Raw genomic sequence first — 25,011 nt, 5'->3', positions numbered from 1 at the left:
GAGAACCACCAGCACCGACCAAAGTCGCCGCCGCAGCATAGAACCCTCGCATTCCGTCACCAAAACCCTTGACAATCACCATAGGGACACCCCCCGTCGATAAGCGGGTTCCGCCCATATCGGCCGAGAGGGCCTGTGCGGAACCCGCTTATCAACGGCGCGGGTCAACTCTCGCGCAAGCCGGCCCTCGCGCGGGTCAGCCCTCGATGGGCCGGCCCTCGCGCGGGTCAGCCCTCGATGGGCCGGCTGCGCTCGTCGTCCCGGATGCCGCGGGGCTCGACGAACAGGCCCTCGGCGCTGGCACACAGCGTGTCCCCGGCATGCAGGGTCGCACTGGCCCAGATCTTGCGGCCCTCCACGCGGTCCTGCCGGGCCTCGAACCGCAGCGGCGCATAGAGCGGCGTGGGCGAGGAGTAGGTGATCCGCAGGTCCGCGGTCATGCCGACGCTCTTGGACGCGGCGTTGGCCAGCCCCAGCATCTCGTCGAACAGCAGCGCCACGATCCCGCCGTGCACGCAGCCGGGAGGGCCCTGATACTCGATCCCGAGCTCGAGATCGGCGCGCACAGTCGCGTCGGGGAACACCACGGGTTCCAGCGGCGGTGAGACCGGGTTGCGCTGACCGATCGCCGGGTTGGCACCGATGTGCTCGGGCGTGCCCCAGGTTCCGTAATCCTTCGGACGGACCGGCTTCCCCACGGCCTCCAGATGATCGGCCAGCTCACGGACCGTCCGGACCGCGTCATGGACGTCCTCGTACACCGAGCCCGCGACCAGGCCGCGGAGGCGCCGCAGTTCGCGAGCGAGCTCCGTGGAGCCGGAGGGTGTCTCGTCCTGCGGCAGGAGCGGTATCCCCTCGCTGCTCGCGGCGGCGGGATCGGCCGTGCCGACCTGGTTCTGTTCGGCTTCGTTACTGGCGGTCACGCGTCCGAATCTACTCGGACGGTCAGTGTCCGCCGTCCCGAACCCAGCCCTCGGGCCTCACGAACAGCCCCTCCGCGGTGGCGCAGAGACGGTTGCCCGCGTGGATCGCCCCCTGCGCCCACACCTTGCGGCCCTCCACTCGCACCGGACGGCCCGTCACCACGATGGGCTCCAGGAGCGGGGTGGCGCCCCGGTAGTCGATGTCCAGGTACATGGTCATCCCGGTGGTGCCCGCGTGATGGTTCGCCCGACCCAGGACCGCGTCGAACAGCAGCGAGACGATTCCCCCGTGCACGCGGCCGGGCGGGCCCTGGTATTCGATCCCGAGGGTCAACTCCGCCCGCAGCGTGCCGTCCTCGAGGAGTTCGTACTCCGCCGGCAGGGCGACCAGGTTCGCCCGTCCGACCACCGGGCAGTTGGTCATGTAGCGACGATTCGACCACATGGTCTCCAACCTGTGCTGCGGTGTCGCCGACGCGGCCTCCAACTCGTCGGCCACCCCGCGGAGCCGCTCGGTGAGCGGACCCAGGTCGGTGTCGAAGATCCCGCCGGTGGTCAGGGCACGAATCCGACGCACCTGATCGACCAAGGCGAAGAGCCCGGCCTCGTCGTCGTCGGCACGATCCACGGGTGCCCCGGGGCCACGTGTTGGATCCAGGGGGCCCAGGTCGATCTCGGGGCGTGCCCTGCGCACGGCCCCGGGCGCCGGGGCCCCGCCCGACGCGGCCACGACCCCGTCGACCTCGTTCACGAGCACGCGGCCGCCCCGCGACCGGCGCGGCGGCCGAAGAACGAGCCGTCGCCCAGCGACGTACCCGAGATGTAGCCGTCGCCGTGCAGGCCGTGCGTGCAGCGCCCGGCCGCGAACAGGCCCGGGATCGGCTCGCCGGCGCGGTCGAGCACCCGCGCGTCCAGATCGGTGTGCAGGCCGCCGAGCGTGAAGCCCTGCGCCTTGAGCGGCAGGCCGTTGAAGCTGTCCGGCCCGCCGGCGCCGGTGGGGTACGCGCCGAACGGCGGCTCGAGCGGCCGCACCCAGCCCGCGCTCTTACCGAACTGCGGATCCTCGCCGCGCTCGGCGCCGGCGTTGTAGCGGCGGAGCTGGTCGGCCAGCGCGTCGGCGGGCAGGCCGCAGTCCGCGGCCAGTTCCTCGATGGTCTCCGCAGCGTGCATGGGCTGCATCCCCCACAGCTCGGACTCGGGGACGTCCTCGATGCCCTTCTCGTCGATGATCACCCAGACCGGCGGCCGGCGATGATGCACGGCGGCGTGGCAGTACAGGCCCGGGTAGACCTCCTCGTTGATGAAGCGCTGGCCGTCGCCGTCGACGAGCATCGCGCCCACGACCAGGCGCGGGATGATGAGCATCGCGGTCTCGGTCTGGTGCATGCGGCGCACCGCGGCGCCGATCTCCATGCCCATCTCGATCCCCGAGCCGTCGTCGCGGCCGTCGGACACCGCGTCCTTGCCCAGCTGCTGGGGCGCCCACTGCTCGATCATGCGCTCGTTGTCCACGAACCCGCCGGTGGCCAGGACGACGCCGCCGGTGGCGCGGTACTCGCGCTCCGCACCGAACTCGGTGGCGCGCACGCCCACCACCTCGTCGTCCTCAACGATCAGCGAACGGACCTTGATGTCGCACTGGAGGGTGACCCCGGCCTTCTCGGCGGTGGCCACGAGCGCGTCCATGAGGAGGTTGCCGGCGAAGTTGGGGCCGGGCGGGCGATGGCCGCGCGCGGCGGGCTTCGCGACCGAGGCGTACGGCTCGGCGCGCTCGCCCATCCACATCAGTCCCGAGTCGTCGCCGGGCATCCAGGTGGGGGTGTCCCACAGCTTGTGGTTGAAGACCGCGCCGTGCGCCACGAGCCAGTCGTGGTGCTCGACCGCGCCGGTGCAGTAGGCCTCGATCTTGTACTCGTCGGCGTTCGGGCCGAGCGCCGCGGTGAGGAACGCGCGCATGTCCTCCACCGTGTCGGAGATGCCCAGCGCCTGCTGGGTGGCGGTGCCGCCGCCCAGATAGACCTCGCCGCCGGACTGCGCGGACGAGCCGCCCGGCCCGGAGGCACCCTCCAGCACGATCACCGTCGAGCCGGCCTCGGCCGCCTCGATGGCCGCGCACGCTCCCGCGATACCCATCCCCACCACCACGACATCGGCCGTGACGATCGATGGACCGGTGTCCGAATTAGTGTCCGTCATGGAGAAAACTATAACGTGTTCACCGATTGAGTCGGCGCTTTAATATGGAACCCATGACTTCTTCCCCGGATGCCCGAAGCATGGATGCGCTCGATGCGCGACTCGCCTCCGTCGAGGCCCGGATCGACCAGACCGAAGGCCGCCTGGCCGCCGCCGAAGACGAGCTGGCGATCCTGCGGATCCTCGGCTCCTACTCACCCCGCGTCGACTCCGGCGACGCCGAGGGCGTGGCCGAGCTGTGGACCTCCGACGGCGTGTACGACGTCGACACCGGTCGCCTGGACGGCCACGACGGATTGATGGAGATGGTCAACGGCGACGCCCACCAGGGGCTCATCGCCCACGGCTGCGGGCACGTCCCGAGCCTGCCGGTGGTGCTGCTCAGCGGCGACCGCGCCGTGGCCACCGGGTACACCCAGCTCGTCGTGCGGTCCTCCCGGCCGGGCCGCTACACGGTGTTGCGGGTCACCGCCAGCAGGTGGGAGCTGGAGCGACGCGGCCCGGTGGACGCGCCCGACCGAGGGTGGCGCGTCGTGCTGCGCACCGCACGTGCGGTGACCGACGACGGCGAGGGCCGTCAGCTCCTGGCACGGTCACGGGAGGGGTAGCCTGGCGGGCATGAAGCGTCGTCGGCCCGCGTCCGATCCGACCCTGCGTGCGGGCCGCCTCGCGCTGCTCACCACCTCGGCCATCACGCTCGGGTTCCAGTCCATCGTCAGCTCCGTGGTGTACCCCCAGCTGTTCGACGGCACCACCCACGGCATCGCGGAACGGCAGTCCGACCACGCCCGACGCATCGCGCCGGTCGCGCTGACGCTCTACGCCACCTCGCTGGGTGCGGCCGTCTGGGCGACGTACGGGTCCGTGCGGTCCGGCGAGCGCACCGGGCGGGTCGCCACGGCGGTGGCGTGCGCGAGCAGCCTCGCCGGCCCGGTCATCACCGCCGGCGTGGTGCCGCTGCACGCGAGCATCGCGCAGGAGCAGATCACCCGGCCGCGGATCGCCGCACTGATGGCCTCGGACCGGCTGCGCACCGGACTGGCCGCCGTCGGGATGGTGGCCGCGGCCCAGTCGCTCAGCAACTGACGGCCCCGGCTCGACCAGCCCTGCCGCGCCGCCGGGGCCTCAACCTTTCGGTTGAGGTCCACATCATCCGCTTTCACGATGTGAACGCGACATCTACATGATGAGATGGGGCCATGACCAAGCATGCGCCTGGTGGGGACGGCGCCATCACCCCGGCTTCGACGCTGCCGGATGACCTCGCGGACGTAGCCGCCCCCTCACGCCGAGACTGGGCCGGGCTGGCCATGCTCTCGATCGCCCTCGGACTGATCGTGCTGGACGGCACGATCGTGGGCGTGGCACTGCCCACGATCATCCTCGATCTGAACCTCGACCTGACCGACGCGCAGTGGGTCAACAGCCTCTACGCCGTCCTGCTCGCCGCCCTGCTGCTCTCGACTGGCACCCTCGCCGACCGGCTCGGTAGGCGGCGCCTCGTCCTGGCCGGCATCGTGGTGTTCGTCGGCGGCAGCCTGCTGGCGGCGGCCGCCTCGTCGGCGGGGCCGCTACTCGCCGCCCGCGCGGTGCAGGCGGTCGGCGCCGCGTTCATCATGCCCGCCACCCTCTCATCGGTGAACACGCTGTTCCGCGGCCGGTACCGGGCCGCGGCGTTCGGGGTATGGGGGGCGGTGATCTCGGGCGCCGCGGCGATCGGGCCGCTGCTCGGCGGCGCGCTGACCCAGTGGGCCTCGTGGCACTGGATCTTCCTCGTCAACCTCCCGTTGGGCGCGATCCTGTTCGTCGCGGTGATCTTCACGGTCCCCGAAACGCGCGGGGAGAAGGCCCGTCCAGGGGTGGACGTCGACGGCGCACTGCTCAGCGCGATCGGGTTCGGCGCCCTGGTGTTCGCCGTGATCGAGGGCCCCGACCTGGGTTGGTGGACCCCGAAGGCCGATCTGTCCCTGTTCGGCCTGACCTGGCCGGCCGACGCCCCCGTCTCGGCGACCCCGATCGCCCTCGCGATAGCCGCGGTGGCCCTGACACTGTTCATCCTGTGGGAACGCCACCGCGAGAAGGTCCACCGGTCGGCCCTACTAGATCTGTCGCTGTTCTCTCTCCGCACCTTCTCGTGGGGCAACCTCACCGCCGGCACGGTGGCCGTCGGCGAGTTCGCACTCCTGTTCATCCTGCCGCTCTACCTCGTCAACGTGCTCGGTCTCGAGGTGATCAGCGCGGGCCTGGTGCTGGCCGCGATGGCGTTCGGCGCATTCCTGTCCGGTGCCTCGGCCCGCCATCTGGCCGCCAGGTTCGGCTCCCCGGGGACGGTGCTCATCGGGCTGGGGCTGGAACTGATCGGCGTCCTGGCCCTGGTCCTGCTCATCCGCGACGACACCCACGCCTGGCTGGTCGCGATCCCGCTGACCGTGTACGGCCTGGGCCTGGGCCTGGCCTCCGCCCAACTCACGGGCACGGTGCTCCGTGACGTGCCGGTGGCCATCTCCGGGCAGGGCTCGGCCACCCAGAGCACGGTCCGGCAGATCGGCTCGGCGCTCGGCACCGCCTTCGCGGGCGCCGCCCTGTCCATCTCGTTGGCGCGAACGCTGCCCGCGGCCCTCGAGAACGCGGGCCTCGCCGGCGGCCCGGCCGATCAGCTCGCGGAGTCGACTCGTCAGTCCGCCGGCAGCACCATCGGTGTGCTCCGCGACCACGGTGACGCCGGCCCGCTCGGGGACCACACGGCCGCGGCCGTGGACGCACTGGCCCACGGGTTCGCCGACGCCAGCCGGTGGGCGATGCTGGTGGCCGCGGCGTTCCTCGCCCTGGGCTTCCTCGGAGCCGCCTTCCTACGACGCGCCTCCGCGACCCCCGTCGCGCAGTAGCGTCAGCGCTCGCGCCCGCGACCTCGTACAGCCACCACCGCCAGTGCCACGAGACCGGTCGTACCGACGATCGCCGCCAACAGGTGATACGCCGGGATCAGTCCGATCCGCTCGGCGGCCAGCGCCGCGAGCACGGCGGGCACCCCGAGCGCGGTGTACGCCACGAGGTACAGCGCGGCGAACACCTGCCCCCGGGCCTCGGCGGGAGCGCTCTGTGCCACGAGCGTGGTGCCGATGAGGAACAGCAGGCCCATCCCCAGTCCGGTGAGAAGGGCCGCGAGCAGGAATCCCGGCACCGTGCGCCACTCCAGCGAGAACGAGGCCACGACGAGCCCCGGCAGCAGCAGCGCCACCCCGACGCTCATGCCGCGCCGCCACTGGTCCGGCCCCGCGCGCAGGTTCCACACCAACTGCGCGACGCCCGCGGCGCCCTGGAGCGCCGCCACGACCAGGCCGGTGACCAGGTAATCGGATCGGCCCAGCAGATCGCGCGCTATGGCCCCGCCGAGTCCCAGGAACACTCCGCCGACCGACCACGAGACGATCACGCAGATCGCCGCCAGCGCGAACGTCGACCTCATCCGCGCGGGCACGGTCGGCGGCCGCAGCCGCAACGACTCGCGCACGGTCGAGGAACCGCCGGCGGTCTCCGGCACGCACGCCCACACCGCGGCGAGCAGGACCAGGGTCGCCGCCGCGATCACCTGGTACGGGAGGGTCAGGGGCGACGACGACACCGTGGCCACCGCGCCCGAGAGGAGAACACCGCCGGCGATGCCGAAGTTCGTGGTTGAGCTGCTGGTGAGCGCGCCGATCCGGGAATCACGGCGTGGGTGGAGCTCGATCAGCGCTGCCGCGGCGGGGCCGGTGATCAGCCCGACCGACACGCCCTGCGTGATGCGGGCCGCGATGAGCCAGCCCACGTTCGGCGCGGCGGCGAGGACCGCCATGCTCACCGCCAGCAGTACGAGCCCGGCGAGGATGACCGGCCGGCGCCCGACCGCGTCGGAGAGCCTGCCGAGAAGCAGCAGCGGGATCAGCACGGCCAGGGCGTACACGGCGTAGACGACCGTGATCATGGTGCCGCTGGTACCCCACGCCTGTTGATAGTCGACGTAGAGCGGGGTGGGGGTCGCGCTGGAGGCCAGCGCCACGGTCACCACGAGGGCGATCAGGACGAAGGGGCGCCACGAGGGTCGAGGGGTCGTTTCCACGGTCTGCCTCTCCGCCGAAAGGGGGGCGGCGTGCGAACTGCGTGCCTGGCATGGGGCATGGGCGACGCGTCTGATTTCAGTGGAGCCTAGGGGATTCGAACCCCTGACATCTGCCTTGCAAAGGCAGCGCTCTACCAACTGAGCTAAGGCCCCGCACATCGGCGAGGTGGCCGATGCGTACCTCCAAGCATAAACGCCGGACCCGGCTTTGCGGATCCGGCGTCTGCCTGTCGGAGTGGGCCTAGGAGGACTTGAACCTCCGACCTCCAAATTATCAGTTTGGCGCTCTAACCACCTGAGCTATAGGCCCTCGTACCGATGGATTAATCTACCCGACGCCCTCGCATTACCCCAAATCGGCCGCCGACCTGCATCGTTTCGGCGGTCCGGAGTCGCGATCCGAGACGGTCAGTTTCGCCGGTCGGCGAGCGTCACCTGCACGCCTCCGCCGGTCAGGCCGGCGGCGAGGTTGTAGATGAACACGGCCAGCGTGCACAGGATCGACAACAGCAGCACGTTGAGCAGGCCGACTCCACCGCTGTAGAGGAAGATCGTCGACGGCCCGATGACAGACGCCGACTCGTCACCCGCCACGCCGGACAGGAGCCCACCGAGGCGATCCCAGACGCCCATGCCGGACAGCAGCAGGTACGTCACGCCGATCGCGACCATCCACACGAGATAGAGCGCGAACATCAGGCCCAGGACCGTGGTGAACGCGGACCACGGATCGATCCGGCGCAGCACCAGGACCGACTCGAGCGGACCGCGGCGGTCCGTCGGGGAGATGATCGGTGCGGCGCGTCCGGCGGCGCCGCCGGAGGGAGCCGTGGAGACCCCGCCGAACCCGCCCTCGGCGCGGTGCTGGGTGGCGGCGGGGAACCGGGTGGTTTCCGCACTACTCGGGGTCGTGTCGGTCGGGGCGACCGCCGGTGCGCCCGGTGACGGGTCCGACGACGACGAAAACGCCGGCGTCGAGGCCGTCGACCCGGCCGATGACGCGGTGGCGGAGGTGTCCCCCGAGGCGCCGTAACCGGGCGCCGGGGCGGACCCCTTCGGTGTGGGGCCGCTGGCGGCCGGATCGGTCGGCTCGGTCATGGCTTACGCCTCCTCGACGGACTCGGCCTCGGACCGGTCCTCTTCGTCGGGCTCGTCGGCGTTACGGGCGATGGCCAGCAACGCGTCGCCCTCGGCCAGGTTCATCAGGCGCACGCCCTTGGTCTGGCGACCCGCCTTGCGGACCTGCTTGGCGAACGTACGGATCACGCCACCGCTGGAGGTGATGGCGTACAGCTCGTCCTGCAACTCCACGATCGTCGCACCGACGAGCTTGCCGCGCTTGGGATCGAACATGAGCGTGAGCACGCCCTTGCCGCCGCGTCCCTGCGCCGTGTACTCGTTCAGCGCGGTGCGCTTGGAGTAGCCGCGCTCGGTGGCCACCAGGAGGAAGTACTTCTCCTGGTCCGAGGTGTCGGCCCGCACGACGGACATGCTCAGCAGTGCATCGCCGTCGTTGAACCGCATGCCCATGACACCGGACGTGGCGCGGCCCATCGGGCGTAGCGTGTCGTCGTTGGCGTGGAAGCGGATCGACTGGCCCTTCTCCGAGACCAGCAGCAGGTCGTCGTCGGGGCCGGCGAGTGCCGCGCCGACGAGCTCGTCGCCATCACGCAGGTTGACGGCGATGAGGCCGCCCGAACGCGGGGAGTCATAGTCCTCGAGACGCGACTTCTTGACCAGACCGTTCCGCGTGGACAGGACCAGGTACGGAGCGTCCTGGTAGCCCTTGATCCGGATGACGCTGGCGATCCGCTCCTCCGGCTGGAACGCCAGCAGGTTGGCCACGTGCTGGCCGCGCGCGGTGCGATTGGCCTCGGGCAGCTCGTACGCCTTGATCCGGTAGACGCGGCCCTTGGTGGTGAAGAACAGCAGCCAGTCGTGTGTCGAGGAGACGAAGAAGTGGCGGACGATGTCGTCCTGCTTCAGCTCCGCACCGCGCACGCCCTTGCCGCCGCGCTTCTGGGCGCGGTACAGGTCGGTGCGGGTCCGCTTGGCATACCCGGTCTCGGTGATCGTGACCACCACGTCCTCGCGGGCGATGAGGTCCTCGTCGCGTACGTCACCGTCGGCCGGGATGATGACCGTACGGCGGTCGTCGCCGTACTTCTCGACGATCTCGCGGAGCTCGTCGCCGACGATCGCGCGCTGGCGCTCGGGCCGGGCGAGGATGTCCTTGTAGTCCGCGATCTCGAGCTCGATGGACGCGAGCTGGTCGATGATCTTCTGCCGCTCGAGCGCCGCGAGGCGCCGCAGCTGCATGTCGAGGATCGCCTGCGCCTGGTCGTCGTCGATGTCCAGGAGGTCCTTGAGGCCCTGGCGCGCGATGTCGACGGTCTCGGACCGGCGGATCAGCGCGATCACCTCGTCGAGCGCGTCGAGTGCCTTGACCAGACCGCGCAGGATGTGGGCGCGCTTCTCGGCCTCGTCCAGCAGGTACTGGGTGCGGCGGACGATCACTTCGATCTGGTGCGTGACGTACAGGCGCACCAGCTGGTCGATGGGCAGGGTCCGCGGGACGCCCTCGACGATCGAGAGCATGTTGGCGCCGAACGATGTCTGCAGCTGCGAATGCTTGTACAGGTTGTTGAGGACGACCTTCGCGACGGCGTCCCGCTTGAGCGTGATGACGATGCGCAGGCCGACGCGGTCCGAGGACTCGTCGTCGATCTTGGAGATGCCGGCGATCTTGCCGTCGCGCAGCTGCTCCGCGATCGACAGGATCATGTTGTCCGGGTTGACCTCGTACGGCAGCTCGGTGATCACGATGACCGTGCGGCTGCCCTCCTCCTCGATGGAGGTCTTGCCCCGCATGCGGATCGAGCCGCGTCCGGTGCGGTAGGCGTCCTTGATCCCCTGGTCACCCACGATGAACCCGGCGGTCGGGAAGTCCGGGCCCTTGATGCGTGCCATGCACGCCTCGAGCGACTCCTCCTCGGTCGCGTCAGGATGCTCGAGCACCCAGTAGACCGCTTCCGCGACCTCGCGCAGGTTGTGCGGCGGCATCTTGGTGGCCATACCCACGGCGATACCGCTCGAGCCGTTGATCAACAGGCTCGGAACACGGGACGGCAGGACCACGGGCTCCTGCGTCTTGCCGTCGTAGTTCGGCTGGAAGTCGACCGTGTTCTTCTCGATGTCCCGCACCATCTCCATGGCGAGCGGGGTCATCTTGCACTCGGTGTAACGCATGGCGGCCGCGCCGTCGTTGCCGCGGGAACCGAAGTTGCCCTGGCCGTCGACCATCGGATAGCGCATCGCCCACGGCTGGGCCAGGCGCACCAGCGTGTCGTAGATCGCCGAGTCGCCGTGCGGGTGGAAGTTACCCATCGTGTCGGCGACCGGCTTGGCCGACTTCACGTAACTGCGGTCCGGGCGGTAGCCGTTGTCCCACATCGCGTAGAGGATGCGGCGGTGCACGGGCTTGAGGCCGTCCCGAACGTCCGGCAACGCGCGCCCGACGATGACGCTCATCGAGTAGTCGATGTAGCTTCTCTGCATCTCGGCCTGGATGTCGACCGGCTCGATGCGGTCGTGTCCCCCGGCTTCGGGCGGCAGCGTGGTGTCCGTCATGGGCTCCTCTTCGTCTCGCTTTCGAAGCGGCGCCTGGAAGCGTCACTTCGACCGGTCCAGTCTATAGGTCCTGCGGAAACAGCACGTACGGGCACGCGGCACTGTCCTCTATATCCTCGATCTCCTGCCGCGCGGTGTTGACGGTCCTAGCATCCGGGCATGAGCCAGCACTCGAATCCGGTCCGCCGACGGCGCCGCGCGGGGGTCGCCGTGGCGGCGTCCCTCACCCTGTGCGCGACGGCCATGCCCGCCGTGATGACGACGACGACAACGTCGGCAGCGGCCGCTGCCACGCCCGGAGAGCAGTTCGATCAGCCCGGCGGTTTCTACGACACCTCCGGACTTCCCGCCGCCGACCCCGGCACGGTCCTGCGCACTGAGCCCACCTCGTTGCCGCTGGCCGTCGATGTCCCCGGGCTCCCACCGCTGGCCTCGCCACTGCCGGCCGTCGCGCAGCGGCTGATCTACCAGACCGCCGACGTCCACGGTGCGCCCGTCGCGACCTCGGCGGCGCTGTACGACTCCACCGGCCCGTGGACAGGTGCCGGGCCGCGGCCGACGGTGGTGATCGGGCCGGGGACCCAGGGGCAGGGTGATGCATGTGCACCGTCCCGGAACGTCGAGTCCGCGGTGGGCGTCAACCCACAGACCGGCGGTGCCGTCCCGTCGTACGAGGAGGCGTTCGCCCTCGCACTCGCGTCCCAGGGGTTCCGGGTGATGGTCATCGACTACATCGGTCTCGGCACGCCGGGGGTCCACACGTACTCCGACCGTGTCGAGCAGGGGCACGCCATGCTCGACGGCGCCCGCGCGGCACGATCCCTGGCGGGCGAGTCGCCTGTGGTGTTCTGGGGTCACTCCCAGGGCGGCGGTGCTTCGGCCGCGGCCGCCGAACTCGCGCCGGGCTACGCCCCGGACGTCGATCTGCGGGCCGCGTACGCCTCGGCGCCGCCGGCGGACCTGCTCGCGGTACTCGACCACATCGACGGCTCCACCCTCACCGGCGCGATCGGATTCGCGATCAACGGGATGGTGGACCGCTACCCGTCACTGCGCGACGTGATCGAGCGCAACATCAACGACGCCGGTCGCGCGGCACTGGCCGACATCTCCGGGCTGTGCACTCTCGATCTGCGGTCGACCTACGCAGGCCGGACCACCGACGAGTGGACGTCCACCGGGCGCCGCCTGGGTGAGGTCATCCGTGCGGAGCCGGCCGCGCTGGCCGTACTCGATCACCAGCGCATCGGCAATGCGGTGCCCTCGGTGCCGGTGATGCTGGCGGGCGGGGTCAATGACGACATCATCCCCCTCGGCCAGGTCGAGCAGTTGGGTCGCGACTGGTGTGCGCAGGGTGCGACCGTGCACTTCCATCACGAGACGACGCCGCCGGTCGCGGGGGTCACCCACGCCGCCGCGGCGGTGACCAACTTCCCGTTGGCGCTGCAGTTCGTCCATGACCGGCTCGCCGGGCTCCCCGCCCCGGACGACTGCGGCGCCTTCTGACCCACACCCACGGATCGGGCCACGCCGACACGGTGGACCTGCCCGGGGGTCGCGGCGTCAGACGTCCAGGAAGCGCACGTCGCGGGCGTTGCGGGTGATGAAGCTGCGTCGCGCGTCCACGTCCTCGCCCATGAGAATCGAGAACAGCTCGTCAGCGGCAGCCGCGTCGTCGAGCGTCACCAGGCTCAGCGTGCGGACCGTCGGGTCCATGGTGGTCTCCCACAGCTCCTTGGGGTTCATCTCGCCCAGACCCTTGTAGCGCTGGATGCCGTCGTCGACGTTGATCTTGCGCTTGTTCTCGAGGCCGATCTTGAGCAGCTCGTCCCGCTCGCGGTCCGAGTAGGCGAAGTCCGGCTCGCCCTTGCCCCACTTGAGCTTGTACAGCGGCGGCCGCGCCAGGTAGACGTGACCGTTCTCGACGAGCGGCTTCATGAACCGGAAGATCAGCGTGAGCAGCAGCGTCGCGATGTGCTGGCCGTCGACGTCGGCGTCGGCCATGAGCACGATCTTGTGATAGCGCAGCTTCTCGATGTCGAATTCCTCGTGGATGCCGGTGCCCAGGGCCGTGATGATGGCCTGGACCTCGGCGTTCTTGAGGACCTTGTCGATCCGCGACTTCTCGACGTTGATGATCTTTCCGCGCAGCGGCAGGATCGCCTGGAACATCGAGTCCCGGCCCGACTTGGCCGAGCCGCCGGCGGAGTCGCCCTCCACGATGTACAGCTCGGACTTGGACGGATCCTTGGAGCGGCAGTCGGCGAGCTTGCCGGGCAGACCGCCGATATCGGTGGCGGACTTGCGGCGCACCATCTCACGGGCCTTGCGCGCGGCGACGCGAGCCTGACTCGAGGCGATCGCCTTGTTGACGATCGTCTTGGCCTCCGCCGGGTTGGCCTCGAACCAGTGCCCCACGTGCTCGGCGACCTGGCGCTGCACGAACCCCTTGACCTCGGTGTTGCCGAGCTTGGTCTTGGTCTGCCCCTCGAACTGCGGGTCGGCGATCTTGGCGGACAGCACCGCGGCCAGGCCCTCACGGATGTCGTCACCCGTGAGGTTGGGGTCCTTCTCCTTGAGCAGCTTCTTGTCGCGGGCATACTTGTTGACCAGGGAGGTCAGCGCCGCTCGGAAACCCTCCTCGTGGGTGCCGCCCTCGTGGGTGTTGATGGTGTTGGCGAACGTGTGGACCGACTCCGAGTAGCCGGAGTTCCACTGCATCGCGACCTCGACCTCGTGGCCGGTGCCCTTGCCCTCGAAGTAGAGGATCGTCGGGTGGATCGAGGTCTTGGACTTGTTGATCGCGGTGACGTAGTCCTTCAGCCCGTCCGGGTAGTGGAAGGTGCGCTTGCGCTCGCGGACCTTGGCGGGCTCGACCTCGACCTCCGCCTCGTCCGCAGCAGCCGCCTCGGCGCCCTCATTGAACGCCTTCTCCGCGTCGACCGCGTTCTCGACATCCGACGCCTCGTCCGAGCCCGGACCCGAGTCGCCCCCGGCGCCCTCGCTGTCCGCGATGGCGTCGAGTTCCGCCGCCCGCTGGGCACGGGCGCGCCGGTCGATGAGCGTGATGGTCAGGCCCTTGTTGAGGAACGCCATCTCCTGGAGGCGACGGGCCACCACGTCGAAGTCGTACTCCGTGGTCTCGAAGATCGACGGGTCCGCCCAGAAACGGACGCGCGTCCCTGTGCCCTCCGCCGGGCCGGCGTCGACGATCTCCGCCGGCACCGCCATATCGAAGTCCTGGAGCCACAGCCGTCCGTCGCGCTTGATCTGCACCTCGACGCGGGTCGACAGCGCGTTGACCACGGAGATGCCGACACCGTGCAGACCACCGGAGACCGCGTAGGAGTCCGAGTCGAACTTGCCGCCCGCGTGCAGCTGGGTCATGACCACCTGGACGGTCGGCATGCCCTGCTCGTGCATCTCCACGGGGATGCCGCGGCCGTCATCGATGACCTCGACGCCGCCGTCCTCGAGCAGCGTGACTTGGACGCCGCTCGCGTAGCCCGCCATGGCCTCGTCGATCGAGTTGTCGACGACCTCCCAGATCAGGTGGTGCAGACCCCGGGGGCCGGTCGAGCCGATGTACATGCCCGGACGCATCCGGACGGCCTCGAGCCCCTCGAGGACGGTGATCGAGGATGCACCGTATTCACTGGGGCTCTTGCTCTTGGCGTCCGCCACGTGCGAACTCCTCGCGTCTCGTCGGGTCTGGGACCGTGCCAGTCTACCTGCGGGAACCGCGGGACGGCCCACAGGCACGCCCGGCGGCCTATCCGTACGTATCGCGCGGACCGCGTCCGGACACGTGCAACGGCCCCTTGCGCCAGCTCGGCTTCTCCGGCCCCTCGATCTTGAGCCGGCGCACGTGCCCCGGTCCCATCGCCGCCGCGATCTTGCGCAGGATGTCCGCGGACATCAGTCGCAGCTGCGTGGCCCACGCGGTGCTCGAGGCCCGGACGTAGAGGATCCCCTCCTCCAACCGGTCGGGCGTCGCGTGCGCCGAGACGTCCTCGCCGACGATGCGCCCCCACTCCGCGAAGAGCCGGCCGGTCGTGACCTTGTCGTCCCAGCCGCGCTTCTTGGCGATCTGACCGAAGAGCTTGCCGAGGGGCTGCGGATCCCACGGGTCGGCGCCGGACCCTGTCCACCCGCGCTTGCGCAGACGTCGGCCGGTGCCCACCGGAGCGGAGCGGCCACGACCGACCTGCTTGCCCTCGGCACGCGCCCGGGCCCGCGCCTCCTCGAGCGCCTGCTTGGCGATGTCATAACCACGTTGTGGCGGGTCAGACGGTGTTACCGAATCCCCACCCGGCCTGTTCGTCACAGCGAAACCCCACTTCCGGTATCGGTGTCGCGGCTCTCGCCGTCGTCGTCATACCCGTCGGCGCCCGGGCCGCCCACCTCATTACCCGGGCCACCGTCCCGGCCACCCACGTCGTCGTCCCGCCGTTGTGACAGTGTCATCCCGGAGTGACGATCGGCTCCCTCGCCCGTCATCACGACGTCATGACGCACCCCGCGGAGCCCGCTCGGCACGTCCTCGCCGACCGCCGCGGTGATGAGAACCTGCTCCACGCCGGCCGCCACATCAGCCAGTGCGGCGCGGCGGTGACGGTCGAGTTCGGCGAACACGTCGTCGAGTAGGAGGACCGGTTCGATGCCGTCGGCACGGAACAGTTCGAGCGATCCGAGGCGTAGCGCGAGCGCGAACGACCACGTCTCGCCGTGGCTCGCGAAGCCCTTCGCCGGCTCCTCGCCGAGGGTGAGGATCAGGTCGTCCCGGTGCGGTCCGACGAGTGACTGGCCGCGCTCGATCTCCTCACGGCGGCGCCGCCCGAGTTCGCTCAGCAGGAGCGCCTCGACGAACTCGGGATCGGTCAGCTCCGACTCCGCGGGGGGCGACGCGACCCGGAACCGGTAGGCGAGAGCGGCCGGGCGGGACTCCGGTGCGAGGGTCCGATAGGCGTCGACGGCGAGGGGACGCAGCTGCTCGAGGAGAGTCACCCGCCCGGCGACGATCTGCGCCCCCAGCCCCGCCAGACGGCCGTCCCACACGTCGAGGGTGTCCAGGGCGGCGGCGGATTCCTCCGGTCGGCCCCGGCGAAGTGCGCTCGACGCCGACTTGAGAAGAGCCGTGCGCTGGCGGAGCACCGAGGCGTAGTCCGCGAGATCGCCGCCGAGTGCGGGCCGGCGCTGGGACATCAGCTCGTCGAGCAGCCTCCGACGTTCGGCGGGCTCGCCCCGGACCAGGGCGAGGTCCTCCGGTGCGAACAGCACGGACTGGACCACGCCGAGGATGTCACCGAGCCGCCGGCACGGCGACGTGTTCAGACGCGCACGGTTGGCCTTGCCCGAATTGAGCGCGAGCTCGACGGTGAGCTCGCGTCCGGCATTGTGGGCCAGTGCCCCGACGAGGGCGGTCTCCGCTCCCGTCCTGATCATCGGCGCGTCGGCGGCGACCCGGTGCGAACGCAGGGTGGCCAGCACGCCGATCGCCTCGAGGACGTTGGTCTTGCCGTGTCCGTTGCGCCCGATGAGGGTGGTCACCCCCGGCTCCAACTCGAGCTCGAGCAGCGGCCAGGAGCGGAAATCCAGAAGTCTCAGATGACGCAGGTGCATGCCGGCTCGCGGCTGACGTCAGCCCGGCAGGCGCACGGGCATGAGGAGGTAGGTGTGGTTCGAGTCGACGGGGGCGATCGCACCGTCCGCGTCGGGCTCCGGGAGCGTCTCGGGCGCGGGGCGCAGAACGGCCGGCCGGCTGGCCTGGGTGAACCCGAACGCCACGCGCGAGGAGTGGACGCTGCCCAGACCGTCGAGCAGGTAGCCCGGGTTGAAGGCGATGGTCAGCGGCTCCCCGACGAAGTCGACCGGGAGCGTCTCGTTGGCCTGCGCGGCGTCGTCGCCACCGGCGGAGAGCGCGAGCTCACCCTCGCTGAACGCGAGCCGGACCTGAACACCGCGGTCCGCCACCAGGGCGACACGCTTGATGGCCTGGATCAGGGCGTCGACCTCGACCACCGCGATCGAGTTGTGCTGCGGCGGCAGAAGCTGACGGACCTTGGGGAACTCCGCGTCGAGAAGGCGGGTGGTGGTGCGCTGGCCCGAGACCAGGACCCCCAGGATTCCCTCGGCGCCCACCTCGGACCCGGCCCCCAGGCTCAGGTCGACGCGGCCGCCGGCACCGGCCGAACGCGTGACCTCCGAGAGCGCCTTGGCCGGGATGAGCACCTCCACCGCGACGTCATCGCGCGCCGGCTCCCACTCGAACTCGCGGATGGCGAGGCGAAAGCGGTCGGTGGCGATGAGCGTGACCCGCGGGCCCTCGATCTCCATCCGGATTCCGGTCAGCATCGGCAGCGTGTCGTCCTTGCCGGCCGCGACGACGACCTGCGAGACCGCTTCGGAGAACGCGTCGACCTGCGCCGAACCGGTGACCTCCGGCATGGTCGGCAACTGCGGGTAGTCCTCGACCGGCATGGTCGGCAGCGTGAACTTGGCGGACCCGCAGGTGATGTACATCTTCTGCGCGGTCACGGTCACCTCGACAGGGCGATCCGGCAGTGCCCGCGCGATGTCGGCCAGCAGTCGACCGGAGACGAGCGTGCTACCCGGCTCGGAGACCTCGGCCGGAACCGAGACCTGGGCCGACGTCTCGTAGTCGAACCCCGAGATGGTCAGTCCCGAATCTGCTTCGAGCAGCACCCCGCCGAGGATCGGCACCGACGGGCGCGACGGCAGCGTGCGCGCCACCCAGGCCACGGAATCCGCGAAGTCCTCGCGGGTGACGCGGAACGTCGGATCCGTGATCTCCATCGATGACCTCTTTCAGGCAGGGCTGACACCGCTTCGGGTATCTGGACGAGTGGTCTTGTGGGGCGGTCGTGCGGCGCGTCCCGTCGCCGGGCGGCGAGACGTCTCCATGAGAGTAACCGCTCGCACCGACACGGGTCACACGGAAGGGGTGTAACCCGGTCAAGCGGACTCGCCGTTCCACATCCCTACTTCTAACAAGAACTATCTAAAGAGATAAGAGGTAGTAGTAGGTCCTGTGAAATTGTGAGCCGAGACTTGTCATTACAGGTCCAGCGCGATTTCGTGGTGTGGACGCATCCGTTGATTCTTGTGATTTGGTTCGGAGCCCCGGTGGAATCACAAGACCCGGTCCACCCCTTGTCCACCGTTGGTCCACAAGATCCCACAGCTTTGTCCACAGCTGTGAAAGGTGTGGTTGGTGGTCAAGAATGCGTGATTCGGGGCGCGGGTGAGTCAGTCCTCGTCGCTGCCGATGTCGATATACCGCCGTGACCGGACGTGCGAGTCGACGAATTCGTCCAGTTCCTCGAAGGCCCGGCGGGACACCTCGAGCCACGGCATGAGGATCGGGAAGACGTGGAACATGCCCTCGGCCTCGATCGCGTGGACCTCGATGTCCGCGTCCCGCAGATGGGCCACGAGCTCCCGGATCCCGTCCCGGAACATCTCGTTCCCGCCCGAGGTGACGAAGGTGGGTGGGAACCAGTCAGGGCTCAGCGCCGCGTTGACGGTCGAGACCAGTGGATCACCCGGGGCGATTCCCTGCAGATAGGGGGCCGTGGGCACGTTCCACGGCAGGATGTCGTACCGCGCGTTGTCCGAGACGGACGGCTGGTCCAGTTCGAGATCTGTCTCCGGGGAGAACAGGGCGAGCGCCGCCGGCACGGGCATGCCGGAGACGTTCAGGTGCGAGATCAGGGAGGCGGCCAGCCCGCCGCCTCCGGAGTCCCCGGCGATGATGAGGTTCTCGGGCCTGATCCCCTGCTCCAGGAGCGCCGCGTACACGCTCGCGGCATCGAGGACGCCGGCCGGGAACGGGAATTCCGGGGCCATGCGGTAGTCGGCGATGAAGATGTCGCAGCCGGTCCGCTTGGCGGTGGCCGAGGCGAAGGCCGCGTACATCATGGGCGAGGTTCCGATGTAGCCACCGCCGTGCAGGTAGAGGATGGTGCCGTCGACCTGTTCCTGCGCGTTCTTGCCGGCGCTGCGGCGGCACCACAGGCCGGGGACCCCCCCGATGACCTCGCGGGTGATCGTCACGCCGTCGATCCCGCGGACATACGGTGGCAGGACGACGGAACAGATCCCGTCGATCACCTGCTCCATGGACCGGAACTCCTCGATCGGGAGTCCGAGTGAGTAGCCCATGAACGACCGGATGGTCTGGCGGGTCACGGATTGGCCCAGGTTGTCGACGATGTTCCCCGGGCCCTGCCACGGCCGGACGAACGGGACGCGGGCGAGTCCGGTCAGGAGATTCTGACCCAGACCCACCATCGTGATCGCGGCGACAGCCGGCGACGCGGTCTGAACTTCTGGACGATCGGCCATGACCATTGTTGCCGGGGAGTCGCGGAGCCCGAGATCACGGCCCTGACACCCCTTCCCCCCTCGGGTGAAAGAACGGGCGCGGGCCACCCCGCGCGGAACATATGCCGTCGAGGTTAGCGAAAAAACTTCTTCACATCGCGCGGGAGCGTTCGCGGATGCGAGCGGTCAGTTCCTGGATCTGGTCGTAGGTACGCCGATCGTCCTTGATCTCTTTGAGGATCTTGCGCTGGGCGTACATGACGGTGGTGTGGTCCTTGCCGCCGAACGTCACGCCGATCTTGGGCAACGACAGGTCGGTGAGCTCGCGGCACAGGTACATCGCGATCTGACGGGCCCGGGACAGCGACCGCGTCTTGGACGATCCGCACAGCTCGTCGATGCTCGTCGAGAAGAACTCCGCGGTCACCGCCATGATCGTCGCGGCCGAGATCTGGAGCGAGTCGTCGTCCGAGACGACGTCACGCAGGACGACCTCGGCGAGCGGGACGTCGATCTCGTGACCGTTGAGCGAGGCGAATGCGACCACACGGATCAGCGCGCCCTCGAGCTCGCGGATGTTGCGCTGGACACGCGTCGCGATCAGCTCGAGGACATCGCGGGGAACCTCGTAACCCTCGGATTTGGCCTTCTTGTCGAGAATCGCGATCCGCGTCTCGAGCTCGGGTGGCTGGATGTCGGTGATCAGACCCCACTCGAACCGCGTGCGCAGCCGGTCCTCGAGAGGTTGCAGCTGCTTGGGCGGGCGGTCCGAGGAGATGACGATCTGCTTCTGGGCGTTGTGGATCGTGTTGAAGGTGTGGAAGAACTCCTCCTGCACCTGCTCCTTGCCGATGAGGAACTGGATGTCGTCCACCAGGAGGATGTCCGCCTCGCGGTACCGCTTCTTGAACATGTTCTGGCGGCCGTCACGGACGGAGTTGATGAAATCGTTCGTGAACTCCTCGGTCGAGACGTACTTGACCTTCTGTTCGGAGTACATCCGCAGGGAGTAATGACCGATCGCGTGCAGCAGGTGGGTCTTGCCCAGCCCGGATTCGCCCCAGATGAACAGCGGGTTGTAGGCGCGGGCCGGCGCTTCGGCAACGGCCAGGGCCGCCGCGCGGGCGAACCGGTTGGAGTTGCCCTGGACGAACGCGCTGAAGGTATACCGCTCGTTGAGGCCCGGAGCGGTCGCGGCGGACAGCGCCTCGTCGCGATCGCTCCCGTGGAGCAACCGCTCGGCGGCGATCTGCTCCTCGGTCATGCGGGTGGGCCGCGGCGCCGAGGGGGTCACCTCGTCCTCGGGCTCGGGGCGGTGGATCTCGTCCACATCGATGTCCGGTTCGCCCGCGTCATCCGTCGGCTGTTGGGCGCCGGCGAGCGACGTGTCCACCTTGACCGCGAGATCGACGGGTTCGCCCAACTGCGAGCTGAGCGCCCGGGTGATGGGGCCGCGGAGCACTGATTCGATGTTGTCGCGCGCGAATGCCGACGGTGCCGCGAGCATCGCGAACCCGTTGACCACGGCGATGGGCTGGACCAGCCGGAGCCAGGCCTGTTGTTGGCGGGACAGGGCCGGGTTGTCGTCGCTCGCGAGGTCCGGATCCGTCAGTCTGTCGAGAACGGCGCTCCACACGTGTTCGAGCTCAGGAGACACGGTGAGCGGTCTCCTCTCGTTTGGTGTCGATGATCGTCGGGTCCGGCGGATCGTTGTCCGTCTCGTGCGGGAACCACACTCTATCCACAGGCGTGATCCCAGGTCCACTGGGATATCCACACGGTTGTCCACAGCTGTGGGTAAATAGACCTCTCCCTTGCAGGGCCAGAGGTTGTGATTCGTCGACGACCGGGTGGGGTGGGATCTGGGACGCCTGAGTTCTCGGTTGCGCGACCCTGTAGGGCTCGATGATGAACGACGGTAACAACACTGTGAACGACTGGGCAACCCTCAAGATCAAGTGGAGACCGGAAGTCAAGCATCATCGCCGTTGGCGTGTCGCGATGGCCTGCGAAGTGGTACGGGAGATACGAATGTGATCACACGGTTTGGTGGCGGGCGGCTACTGCGCGTAATCTTGAACAGTCTGTCGCGCGCCTGAAGAGCGTGCGGCGCGTCGTGGTGCCGCCGTCATCGGTGTTTCGACGACGTCTCGAACTCGATCGCGTGCCGGTTTCGGCGCCGACATCAATGTGAGGAGCCAACCATGGCCAAGGGCAAGCGGACCTTCCAGCCGAACAACCGTCGTCGTGCCAAGGTGCACGGCTTCCGTCTGCGTATGCGGACCCGTGCCGGTCGCGGCATCGTCGCGGCTCGCCGTCGCAAGGGCCGTTCCGCGCTGACGGCCTGATTCCGGCCGGGTCGGCGGGTGCTCCCCGGGCGGCACCGGCTCCACCGTTCCGCTGATTTCGCGACGGTGGTGCGTCGGGGTGCCAGGAAGGGCCGCCGGACCATGGTCGTACACGCCCACGTGGACTCCTCGGAGATCCGCGTGGGCGGTCCCCGTTTCGGGCTCGTCGTGAGTAAGGCCGTCGGCGACTCGGTGACCCGTCACCGCGTCAGCCGGCGGCTTCGTCATATCGCGGCCGATCTCATCGACGGGCTCGAGCCCGATCTCATGGTCGTCATCCGCGCCAACCCGGCATCGGCCACCGCGACGCACGAGGATCTCGTGCGCGATCTGCGCTCCGGCCTGGAGACTGCGTCCGCCCGGGCGAGAGGCTCGCGGTGATGGCCGGACCCCGCCCCGGACCCGTTGCCCGGGTCCTTCTGTGGATGCTGGACTTCTACCAGAAGGGCATCTCACCGCTGACGCCCCCGAGTTGTCGGTTCGTTCCGTCCTGCAGCAGCTATGCGGTGGAGGCGGTCCGGGTCCACGGTGCCTGGTACGGAACATGGCTTTCGGTCTGGCGCATCCTTCGTTGTGGCCCGTGGACCCCGGGCGGCTGGGATCCTGTCCCCGAGCCACGCGCGCCCGATCCCGGCTCCGCGCCCCCCGAGCATCCGACTTCTTCCGAACGTAGCTAGGACTCCCCACCCATGTCGTTCATCACGGACCCTCTGGTCTATTACCCGATCTCCGGGATCCTCTGGTTCTGGCACAAGATCTTCGCGTTCCTCGGCGGACTCCTGCCGTGGGTGAACAACGCCGACTCCAACGGCATCATCTGGGCGCTGTCGGTGATCTTCCTCGTCGTCACGCTGCGAATCATGCTGTTCTGGCCGGCGGCCAAGCAGATCCGCTTCTCCCGCAAAATGCAGGAGATGCAGCCCAGGATGAAGGAGCTGCAGAAGCGGTATAAGAACGACCGCGAGAAACTGGCCGTCGAGACCCGCAAGCTGCAGAAGTCCGAAGGGTTCAACCCGCTTCTCGGCTGCCTGCCGATGTTCATCCAGATCCCCGTGTTCCTCGGGCTGTTCCACGTGCTGCGGTCGTTCAACCGGATGGGCACCCAGTTCAACGCGCTGGGGATGACGGCCGAGGAAACCCGTAACACCGGCAACTACGTCTTCAGTGCGGACGAGGTCCAGAGCTTCCTCGACGCGCGTCTGTTCGGTGCGCCGCTCTCGTCCTTCATCTCGCAGCCGGTCGAGCAGTTCCAGGCCTTCGTGGAGCCGGGGGCGATGCTGGACTTCGCCCGCTGGAACATCCTCCTCGTGGCCATCCCGCTGATGGTCGTCTCGGCGGTGACCACGCACCTGAACGCGCGAGTGTCGCTGTCCCACCAGTCGCCGCAGGCCGCCGCCAATCCGCAGGCCAAGATCATGAACCAGCTGATGCTGTGGGCGTTCCCCATCGGCATTCTGGTGACCGGTGCTTTCTGGCCGATGGCGATCCTCGTCTACATGGTCACCAACAACCTGTGGACCCTCGCGCAGCAGTACTACCTGTACGAGAAGATGGCCAAGGAGGACGACGCCGCTGCGCTGCAGCGTCGCGAGGAGCAGAAGTCGCTCGCGCCGAAGGTCGGTGTCAAGCCGGTCAAGGCCAAGAACGCCCGTCCGGCCGGATCCGCCCTGGGGTCGGCGTCGCGTGCTCAGGAGGGCGCGACCTCCACGATCGATGTGGAGACCGATGTGGCTTCCGCAGCCGACGGGGAGGCGACGCCTGCGGGCGCGGCGTCGACGCCGGGGGCCAAACCCCGACCCGGCCAGAAGCCGCACGCGCCGGGTGGGCAACGTAGCAGGCCGGCTCAGAAGGCCTCCGGTTCCAAACCGAAGAGCAAGAAGAAGAAGAAGAAGCGCTGACCCGAACGGACTGCGCACACGGACAAGGTCCCCGATGCCCCGGCATCCGGGACCTTGTCCCATACTTGGGGTAGGTACTCGCCGCTCGGAGCATGTGCGGCGATCGGCGTTCACGACGGAGGCAGGTCCATGTCGAAGAGAAACATCGAGGTGTCCGAGGAGCGTTTGGTCGAGGAGGGCGAGGTCGCCGGCGACTACCTTGAACAGTTCCTCGACATTCTGGACTTCGATGGGGACATCGATCTGGACGTCGAGGGTGATCGCGCCATGGTGAGTATCGATGGCGGCGGGGATCTCGACTCTCTCGTCGGTGCGGATGGCGCTGTGCTCGATGCTCTTCAGGAGTTGACCCGACTCGCTGTGCAACAGGAGCTCGGGGACCGGAGCCGTCTGATGCTGGATATCGCAGGCTGGCGTGCGAACAAGCGGGAGGCGCTCTCCGAAACTGGCCGCGCGGTGGCGCAACGTGTTCTCGAGGCCGGTGATTCCGAGGAGATGGAGCCGATGAGTCCGTTCGAGCGGAAGATCATCCACGATGCGATCGCCGAGATCGAGGGTGTCTCCTCTGATTCGACCGGTGTCGAGCCGAATCGTCGGGTCGTCGTTCTTCCGGCGTAGCGATGGACGATGGCGTTCCGGGGGTGCGGGGTGACACCCGCACCCCTGAGCTATTTGGCCGGTATCCAGCGCTGTGGTGCGAACTAGGCCGTTAGTCACAGCTGTGTAATTCCCTGTGGAGTTTCACGTGAAACACCACTCCCCCGACCCGATTGTGAGGCGTATCGACCATGTCCGAACCCACAGGTGCTGAAGCGTCACGTGACGGCTTCGAGTCGAATGGTCCCGGCGACGACGACGCGACCCCTCCCCCGCCACCCAGTGTCGAGACGGTGTTCGGCGACAGGTCGGGTCTGGCACAGCAGTACGTCGACTTCCTCTCCACCGCCGGGCTCGAGCGGGGGCTGATGGGTCCACGCGAGCGGCCACGGCTGTGGGATCGTCACGTACTCAACAGTGCGGCCGCCGCGTCCCACCTCGCCGACGGCGAGTCGGTGGTCGATATCGGCAGCGGTGCCGGTCTGCCCGGCATTCCTCTCGCACTGGCCCGGCCGGATCTTCAGATGACGCTCGTCGAGCCGCTACTGCGGAGGGTCACCTTCTTGGAAGAGATCATCGGCAGTCTTGGTATTGACGTTCGGGTGATCCGCGGCAGGGCTGAGGAGAAAGTAGTCATTGCTGAAGCGGGAGAATCGGACGTCGTGACCTCTCGCGCTGTTGCCCCGCTGGCCAAGCTTGCCGGTTGGTCCGCCCCGCTTCTCCGAGTGGGTGGCCGGATGGTCGCGCTCAAGGGATCCTCGGCAGTGGAGGAGATCGAACGGGACCGGGCCGCTCTGACGCGGTTGGGCTTCACCGACGTCCGGGTCGAAGTCGTCTCGGCTCCGGATGCCGAAGAGACGAGGCTGGTTATCGCCACACTGGGGACTAAGATGGGGGGCCGGGACGCTCGCTCGCGAGGCTCTGCCAAGCGTCGGCGGTGAGTTGGGCGCGGCCGTGTTGGACCATGCCCCGAA

22 protein-coding genes and 2 tRNA genes are annotated in these 25,011 nt (G+C 68.7%); 10 read left to right on the top strand and 14 right to left on the bottom strand.

Annotated features, from left to right (window positions below; all coding sequences use genetic code 11):
- Nucleotides 1–227: 227 nt before the first annotated feature.
- Genes ACWIFB_RS08995 through ACWIFB_RS08985 form a run of 3 tightly spaced genes read right to left on the bottom strand, consistent with a single transcriptional unit; the run spans nt 228 to nt 3,119 of the window.
- Complete coding sequence (locus ACWIFB_RS08995; RefSeq protein WP_452098319.1) at nt 228–923, bottom strand: PaaI family thioesterase; 696 nt, start codon at nt 921–923, stop codon at nt 228–230.
- Between the two features lie 22 nt (nt 924–945).
- Nucleotides 946–1,680: a PaaI family thioesterase gene (locus ACWIFB_RS08990; RefSeq protein WP_344995655.1), complete on the bottom strand. Its 735-nt coding sequence runs from the start codon at nt 1,678–1,680 to the stop codon at nt 946–948.
- On the bottom strand, nt 1,671–3,119 hold the full coding sequence (locus ACWIFB_RS08985) for an FAD-dependent oxidoreductase (RefSeq protein WP_454058040.1): 1,449 nt from the start codon (nt 3,117–3,119) through the stop codon (nt 1,671–1,673). Before ACWIFB_RS08985 ends, ACWIFB_RS08990 begins: the two co-directional genes overlap by 10 nt.
- Nucleotides 3,120–3,172: 53 nt before the next feature.
- Here ACWIFB_RS08985 and ACWIFB_RS08980 point away from each other — a divergent pair, with 53 nt between their 5' ends.
- The 3 genes from ACWIFB_RS08980 to ACWIFB_RS08970 all read left to right on the top strand — a co-directional run bounded on the left by ACWIFB_RS08980 (nt 3,173) and on the right by ACWIFB_RS08970 (nt 6,004).
- A complete protein-coding gene (locus tag ACWIFB_RS08980) occupies nt 3,173–3,727 on the top strand; it encodes a nuclear transport factor 2 family protein (RefSeq protein WP_454058039.1) in 555 nt (184 codons plus the stop codon).
- Nucleotides 3,728–3,737: 10 nt separating this feature from the next.
- Nucleotides 3,738–4,205 (top strand): hypothetical protein, encoded by a 468-nt coding sequence (locus ACWIFB_RS08975; RefSeq protein ID WP_344995646.1) that lies wholly within the window; start codon nt 3,738–3,740, stop codon nt 4,203–4,205.
- Between the two features lie 113 nt (nt 4,206–4,318).
- On the top strand, nt 4,319–6,004 hold the full coding sequence (locus tag ACWIFB_RS08970; RefSeq protein ID WP_454058038.1) for an MFS transporter: 1,686 nt from the start codon (nt 4,319–4,321) through the stop codon (nt 6,002–6,004).
- 2 nt (nt 6,005–6,006) lie between these two features.
- Here ACWIFB_RS08970 and ACWIFB_RS08965 read toward each other — a convergent pair whose 3' ends face one another.
- The 5 genes from ACWIFB_RS08965 to gyrA form a co-directional block, all read right to left on the bottom strand.
- Complete coding sequence (locus ACWIFB_RS08965) at nt 6,007–7,293, bottom strand: MFS transporter (RefSeq protein ID WP_454058045.1); 1,287 nt, start codon at nt 7,291–7,293, stop codon at nt 6,007–6,009.
- 5 nt (nt 7,294–7,298) lie between these two features.
- Nucleotides 7,299–7,371: transfer RNA gene (locus tag ACWIFB_RS08960), tRNA-Ala, on the bottom strand.
- An 83-nt stretch (nt 7,372–7,454) separates the two neighbouring features.
- Nucleotides 7,455–7,528: transfer RNA gene (locus tag ACWIFB_RS08955), tRNA-Ile, on the bottom strand.
- Nucleotides 7,529–7,626: 98 nt separating this feature from the next.
- A complete protein-coding gene (locus ACWIFB_RS08950) occupies nt 7,627–8,316 on the bottom strand; it encodes a DUF3566 domain-containing protein (RefSeq protein ID WP_344995637.1) in 690 nt (229 codons plus the stop codon).
- A gap of 3 nt (nt 8,317–8,319) precedes the next feature.
- Nucleotides 8,320–10,848, bottom strand: a complete 2,529-nt coding sequence (gene gyrA, locus ACWIFB_RS08945) for a DNA gyrase subunit A (RefSeq protein ID WP_295650173.1) — start codon at nt 10,846–10,848, stop codon at nt 8,320–8,322.
- Nucleotides 10,849–11,007: 159 nt separating this feature from the next.
- Between gyrA and ACWIFB_RS08940 the strand changes: the two genes are divergently transcribed.
- The gene (locus ACWIFB_RS08940; protein ID WP_454058037.1) at nt 11,008–12,354 is read left to right on the top strand and encodes an alpha/beta fold hydrolase; all 1,347 of its coding nucleotides are present in this window, start codon (nt 11,008–11,010) and stop codon (nt 12,352–12,354) included.
- Nucleotides 12,355–12,411: 57 nt separating this feature from the next.
- On the opposite strand, the gene gyrB is transcribed toward ACWIFB_RS08940, so the two are convergent.
- From gyrB to dnaA, 6 genes are all read right to left on the bottom strand, one after another.
- Entirely contained in the window at nt 12,412–14,532 is a 2,121-nt protein-coding gene (gyrB, locus tag ACWIFB_RS08935) for a DNA topoisomerase (ATP-hydrolyzing) subunit B (RefSeq protein WP_454058036.1), read from the bottom strand.
- An 88-nt stretch (nt 14,533–14,620) separates the two neighbouring features.
- A complete protein-coding gene (locus tag ACWIFB_RS08930) occupies nt 14,621–15,175 on the bottom strand; it encodes a DciA family protein (protein WP_344995625.1) in 555 nt (184 codons plus the stop codon).
- Nucleotides 15,172–16,470, bottom strand: a complete 1,299-nt coding sequence (gene recF / locus ACWIFB_RS08925) for a DNA replication/repair protein RecF (protein WP_454058035.1) — start codon at nt 16,468–16,470, stop codon at nt 15,172–15,174. The genes ACWIFB_RS08930 and recF overlap by 4 nt, the downstream gene beginning before the upstream one ends.
- 18 nt (nt 16,471–16,488) lie before the next feature.
- Nucleotides 16,489–17,664, bottom strand: a complete 1,176-nt coding sequence (dnaN, locus tag ACWIFB_RS08920) for a DNA polymerase III subunit beta (protein WP_452098310.1) — start codon at nt 17,662–17,664, stop codon at nt 16,489–16,491.
- 453 nt (nt 17,665–18,117) lie between these two features.
- Complete coding sequence (locus ACWIFB_RS08915) at nt 18,118–19,221, bottom strand: alpha/beta hydrolase (protein ID WP_454058034.1); 1,104 nt, start codon at nt 19,219–19,221, stop codon at nt 18,118–18,120.
- A gap of 124 nt (nt 19,222–19,345) precedes the next feature.
- The gene (gene dnaA / locus ACWIFB_RS08910; RefSeq protein WP_452098308.1) at nt 19,346–20,851 is read right to left on the bottom strand and encodes a chromosomal replication initiator protein DnaA; all 1,506 of its coding nucleotides are present in this window, start codon (nt 20,849–20,851) and stop codon (nt 19,346–19,348) included.
- Nucleotides 20,852–21,398: 547 nt separating this feature from the next.
- Here dnaA and rpmH point away from each other — a divergent pair.
- The 6 genes from rpmH (at nt 21,399) to rsmG (ending at nt 24,978) form a co-directional block, all read left to right on the top strand.
- The gene (gene rpmH / locus ACWIFB_RS08905; RefSeq protein WP_230929658.1) at nt 21,399–21,542 is read left to right on the top strand and encodes a 50S ribosomal protein L34; all 144 of its coding nucleotides are present in this window, start codon (nt 21,399–21,401) and stop codon (nt 21,540–21,542) included.
- An 18-nt stretch (nt 21,543–21,560) separates the two neighbouring features.
- Nucleotides 21,561–21,923: a ribonuclease P protein component gene (gene rnpA / locus ACWIFB_RS08900; RefSeq protein WP_230929659.1), complete on the top strand. Its 363-nt coding sequence runs from the start codon at nt 21,561–21,563 to the stop codon at nt 21,921–21,923.
- Nucleotides 21,923–22,219: a membrane protein insertion efficiency factor YidD gene (gene yidD / locus ACWIFB_RS08895; RefSeq protein WP_344995606.1), complete on the top strand. Its 297-nt coding sequence runs from the start codon at nt 21,923–21,925 to the stop codon at nt 22,217–22,219. Before rnpA ends, yidD begins: the two co-directional genes overlap by 1 nt.
- A 12-nt stretch (nt 22,220–22,231) precedes the next feature.
- Nucleotides 22,232–23,440 carry a membrane protein insertase YidC gene (gene yidC, locus ACWIFB_RS08890; RefSeq protein WP_454058033.1) on the top strand — a complete coding sequence of 403 codons (1,209 nt, stop codon included), beginning with the start codon at nt 22,232–22,234 and terminating at the stop codon, nt 23,438–23,440.
- Nucleotides 23,441–23,569: 129 nt separating this feature from the next.
- The gene (locus ACWIFB_RS08885) at nt 23,570–24,058 is read left to right on the top strand and encodes a Jag family protein (protein ID WP_454058032.1); all 489 of its coding nucleotides are present in this window, start codon (nt 23,570–23,572) and stop codon (nt 24,056–24,058) included.
- A 170-nt stretch (nt 24,059–24,228) separates the two neighbouring features.
- Nucleotides 24,229–24,978 carry a 16S rRNA (guanine(527)-N(7))-methyltransferase RsmG gene (gene rsmG, locus ACWIFB_RS08880; RefSeq protein WP_454058031.1) on the top strand — a complete coding sequence of 250 codons (750 nt, stop codon included), beginning with the start codon at nt 24,229–24,231 and terminating at the stop codon, nt 24,976–24,978.
- Nucleotides 24,979–25,011 lie beyond the last annotated feature (33 nt).

It is taken from the genome of Dietzia sp. NPDC055340 (genome assembly GCF_053645335.1).
The sequence above is the reverse complement of the archived record's forward strand: the minus strand, read 5'-3'. Positions and strand labels throughout refer to the sequence as shown.

Bases quoted from the DNA above. Each gene is read 5' to 3' on its own strand.
- ACWIFB_RS08985 (WP_454058040.1), bottom strand. From the start codon at position 3,119: ATGACGGACACTAATTCGGACACCGGTCCATCGATCGTCACGGCCGAT.
- ACWIFB_RS08980 (WP_454058039.1), top strand. From the start codon at position 3,173: ATGACTTCTTCCCCGGATGCCCGAAGCATGGATGCGCTCGATGCGCGA.
- ACWIFB_RS08975 (WP_344995646.1), top strand. From the start codon at position 3,738: ATGAAGCGTCGTCGGCCCGCGTCCGATCCGACCCTGCGTGCGGGCCGC.
- ACWIFB_RS08970 (WP_454058038.1), top strand. From the start codon at position 4,319: ATGACCAAGCATGCGCCTGGTGGGGACGGCGCCATCACCCCGGCTTCG.
- ACWIFB_RS08950 (WP_344995637.1), bottom strand. From the start codon at position 8,316: ATGACCGAGCCGACCGATCCGGCCGCCAGCGGCCCCACACCGAAGGGG.
- gyrA (WP_295650173.1), bottom strand. From the start codon at position 10,848: ATGACGGACACCACGCTGCCGCCCGAAGCCGGGGGACACGACCGCATC.
- ACWIFB_RS08940 (WP_454058037.1), top strand. From the start codon at position 11,008: ATGAGCCAGCACTCGAATCCGGTCCGCCGACGGCGCCGCGCGGGGGTC.
- recF (WP_454058035.1), bottom strand. From the start codon at position 16,470: ATGCACCTGCGTCATCTGAGACTTCTGGATTTCCGCTCCTGGCCGCTG.
- dnaN (WP_452098310.1), bottom strand. From the start codon at position 17,664: ATGGAGATCACGGATCCGACGTTCCGCGTCACCCGCGAGGACTTCGCG.
- ACWIFB_RS08915 (WP_454058034.1), bottom strand. From the start codon at position 19,221: ATGGTCATGGCCGATCGTCCAGAAGTTCAGACCGCGTCGCCGGCTGTC.
- rpmH (WP_230929658.1), top strand. From the start codon at position 21,399: ATGGCCAAGGGCAAGCGGACCTTCCAGCCGAACAACCGTCGTCGTGCC.
- yidD (WP_344995606.1), top strand. From the start codon at position 21,923: ATGGCCGGACCCCGCCCCGGACCCGTTGCCCGGGTCCTTCTGTGGATG.
- yidC (WP_454058033.1), top strand. From the start codon at position 22,232: ATGTCGTTCATCACGGACCCTCTGGTCTATTACCCGATCTCCGGGATC.
- ACWIFB_RS08885 (WP_454058032.1), top strand. From the start codon at position 23,570: ATGTCGAAGAGAAACATCGAGGTGTCCGAGGAGCGTTTGGTCGAGGAG.
- rsmG (WP_454058031.1), top strand. From the start codon at position 24,229: ATGTCCGAACCCACAGGTGCTGAAGCGTCACGTGACGGCTTCGAGTCG.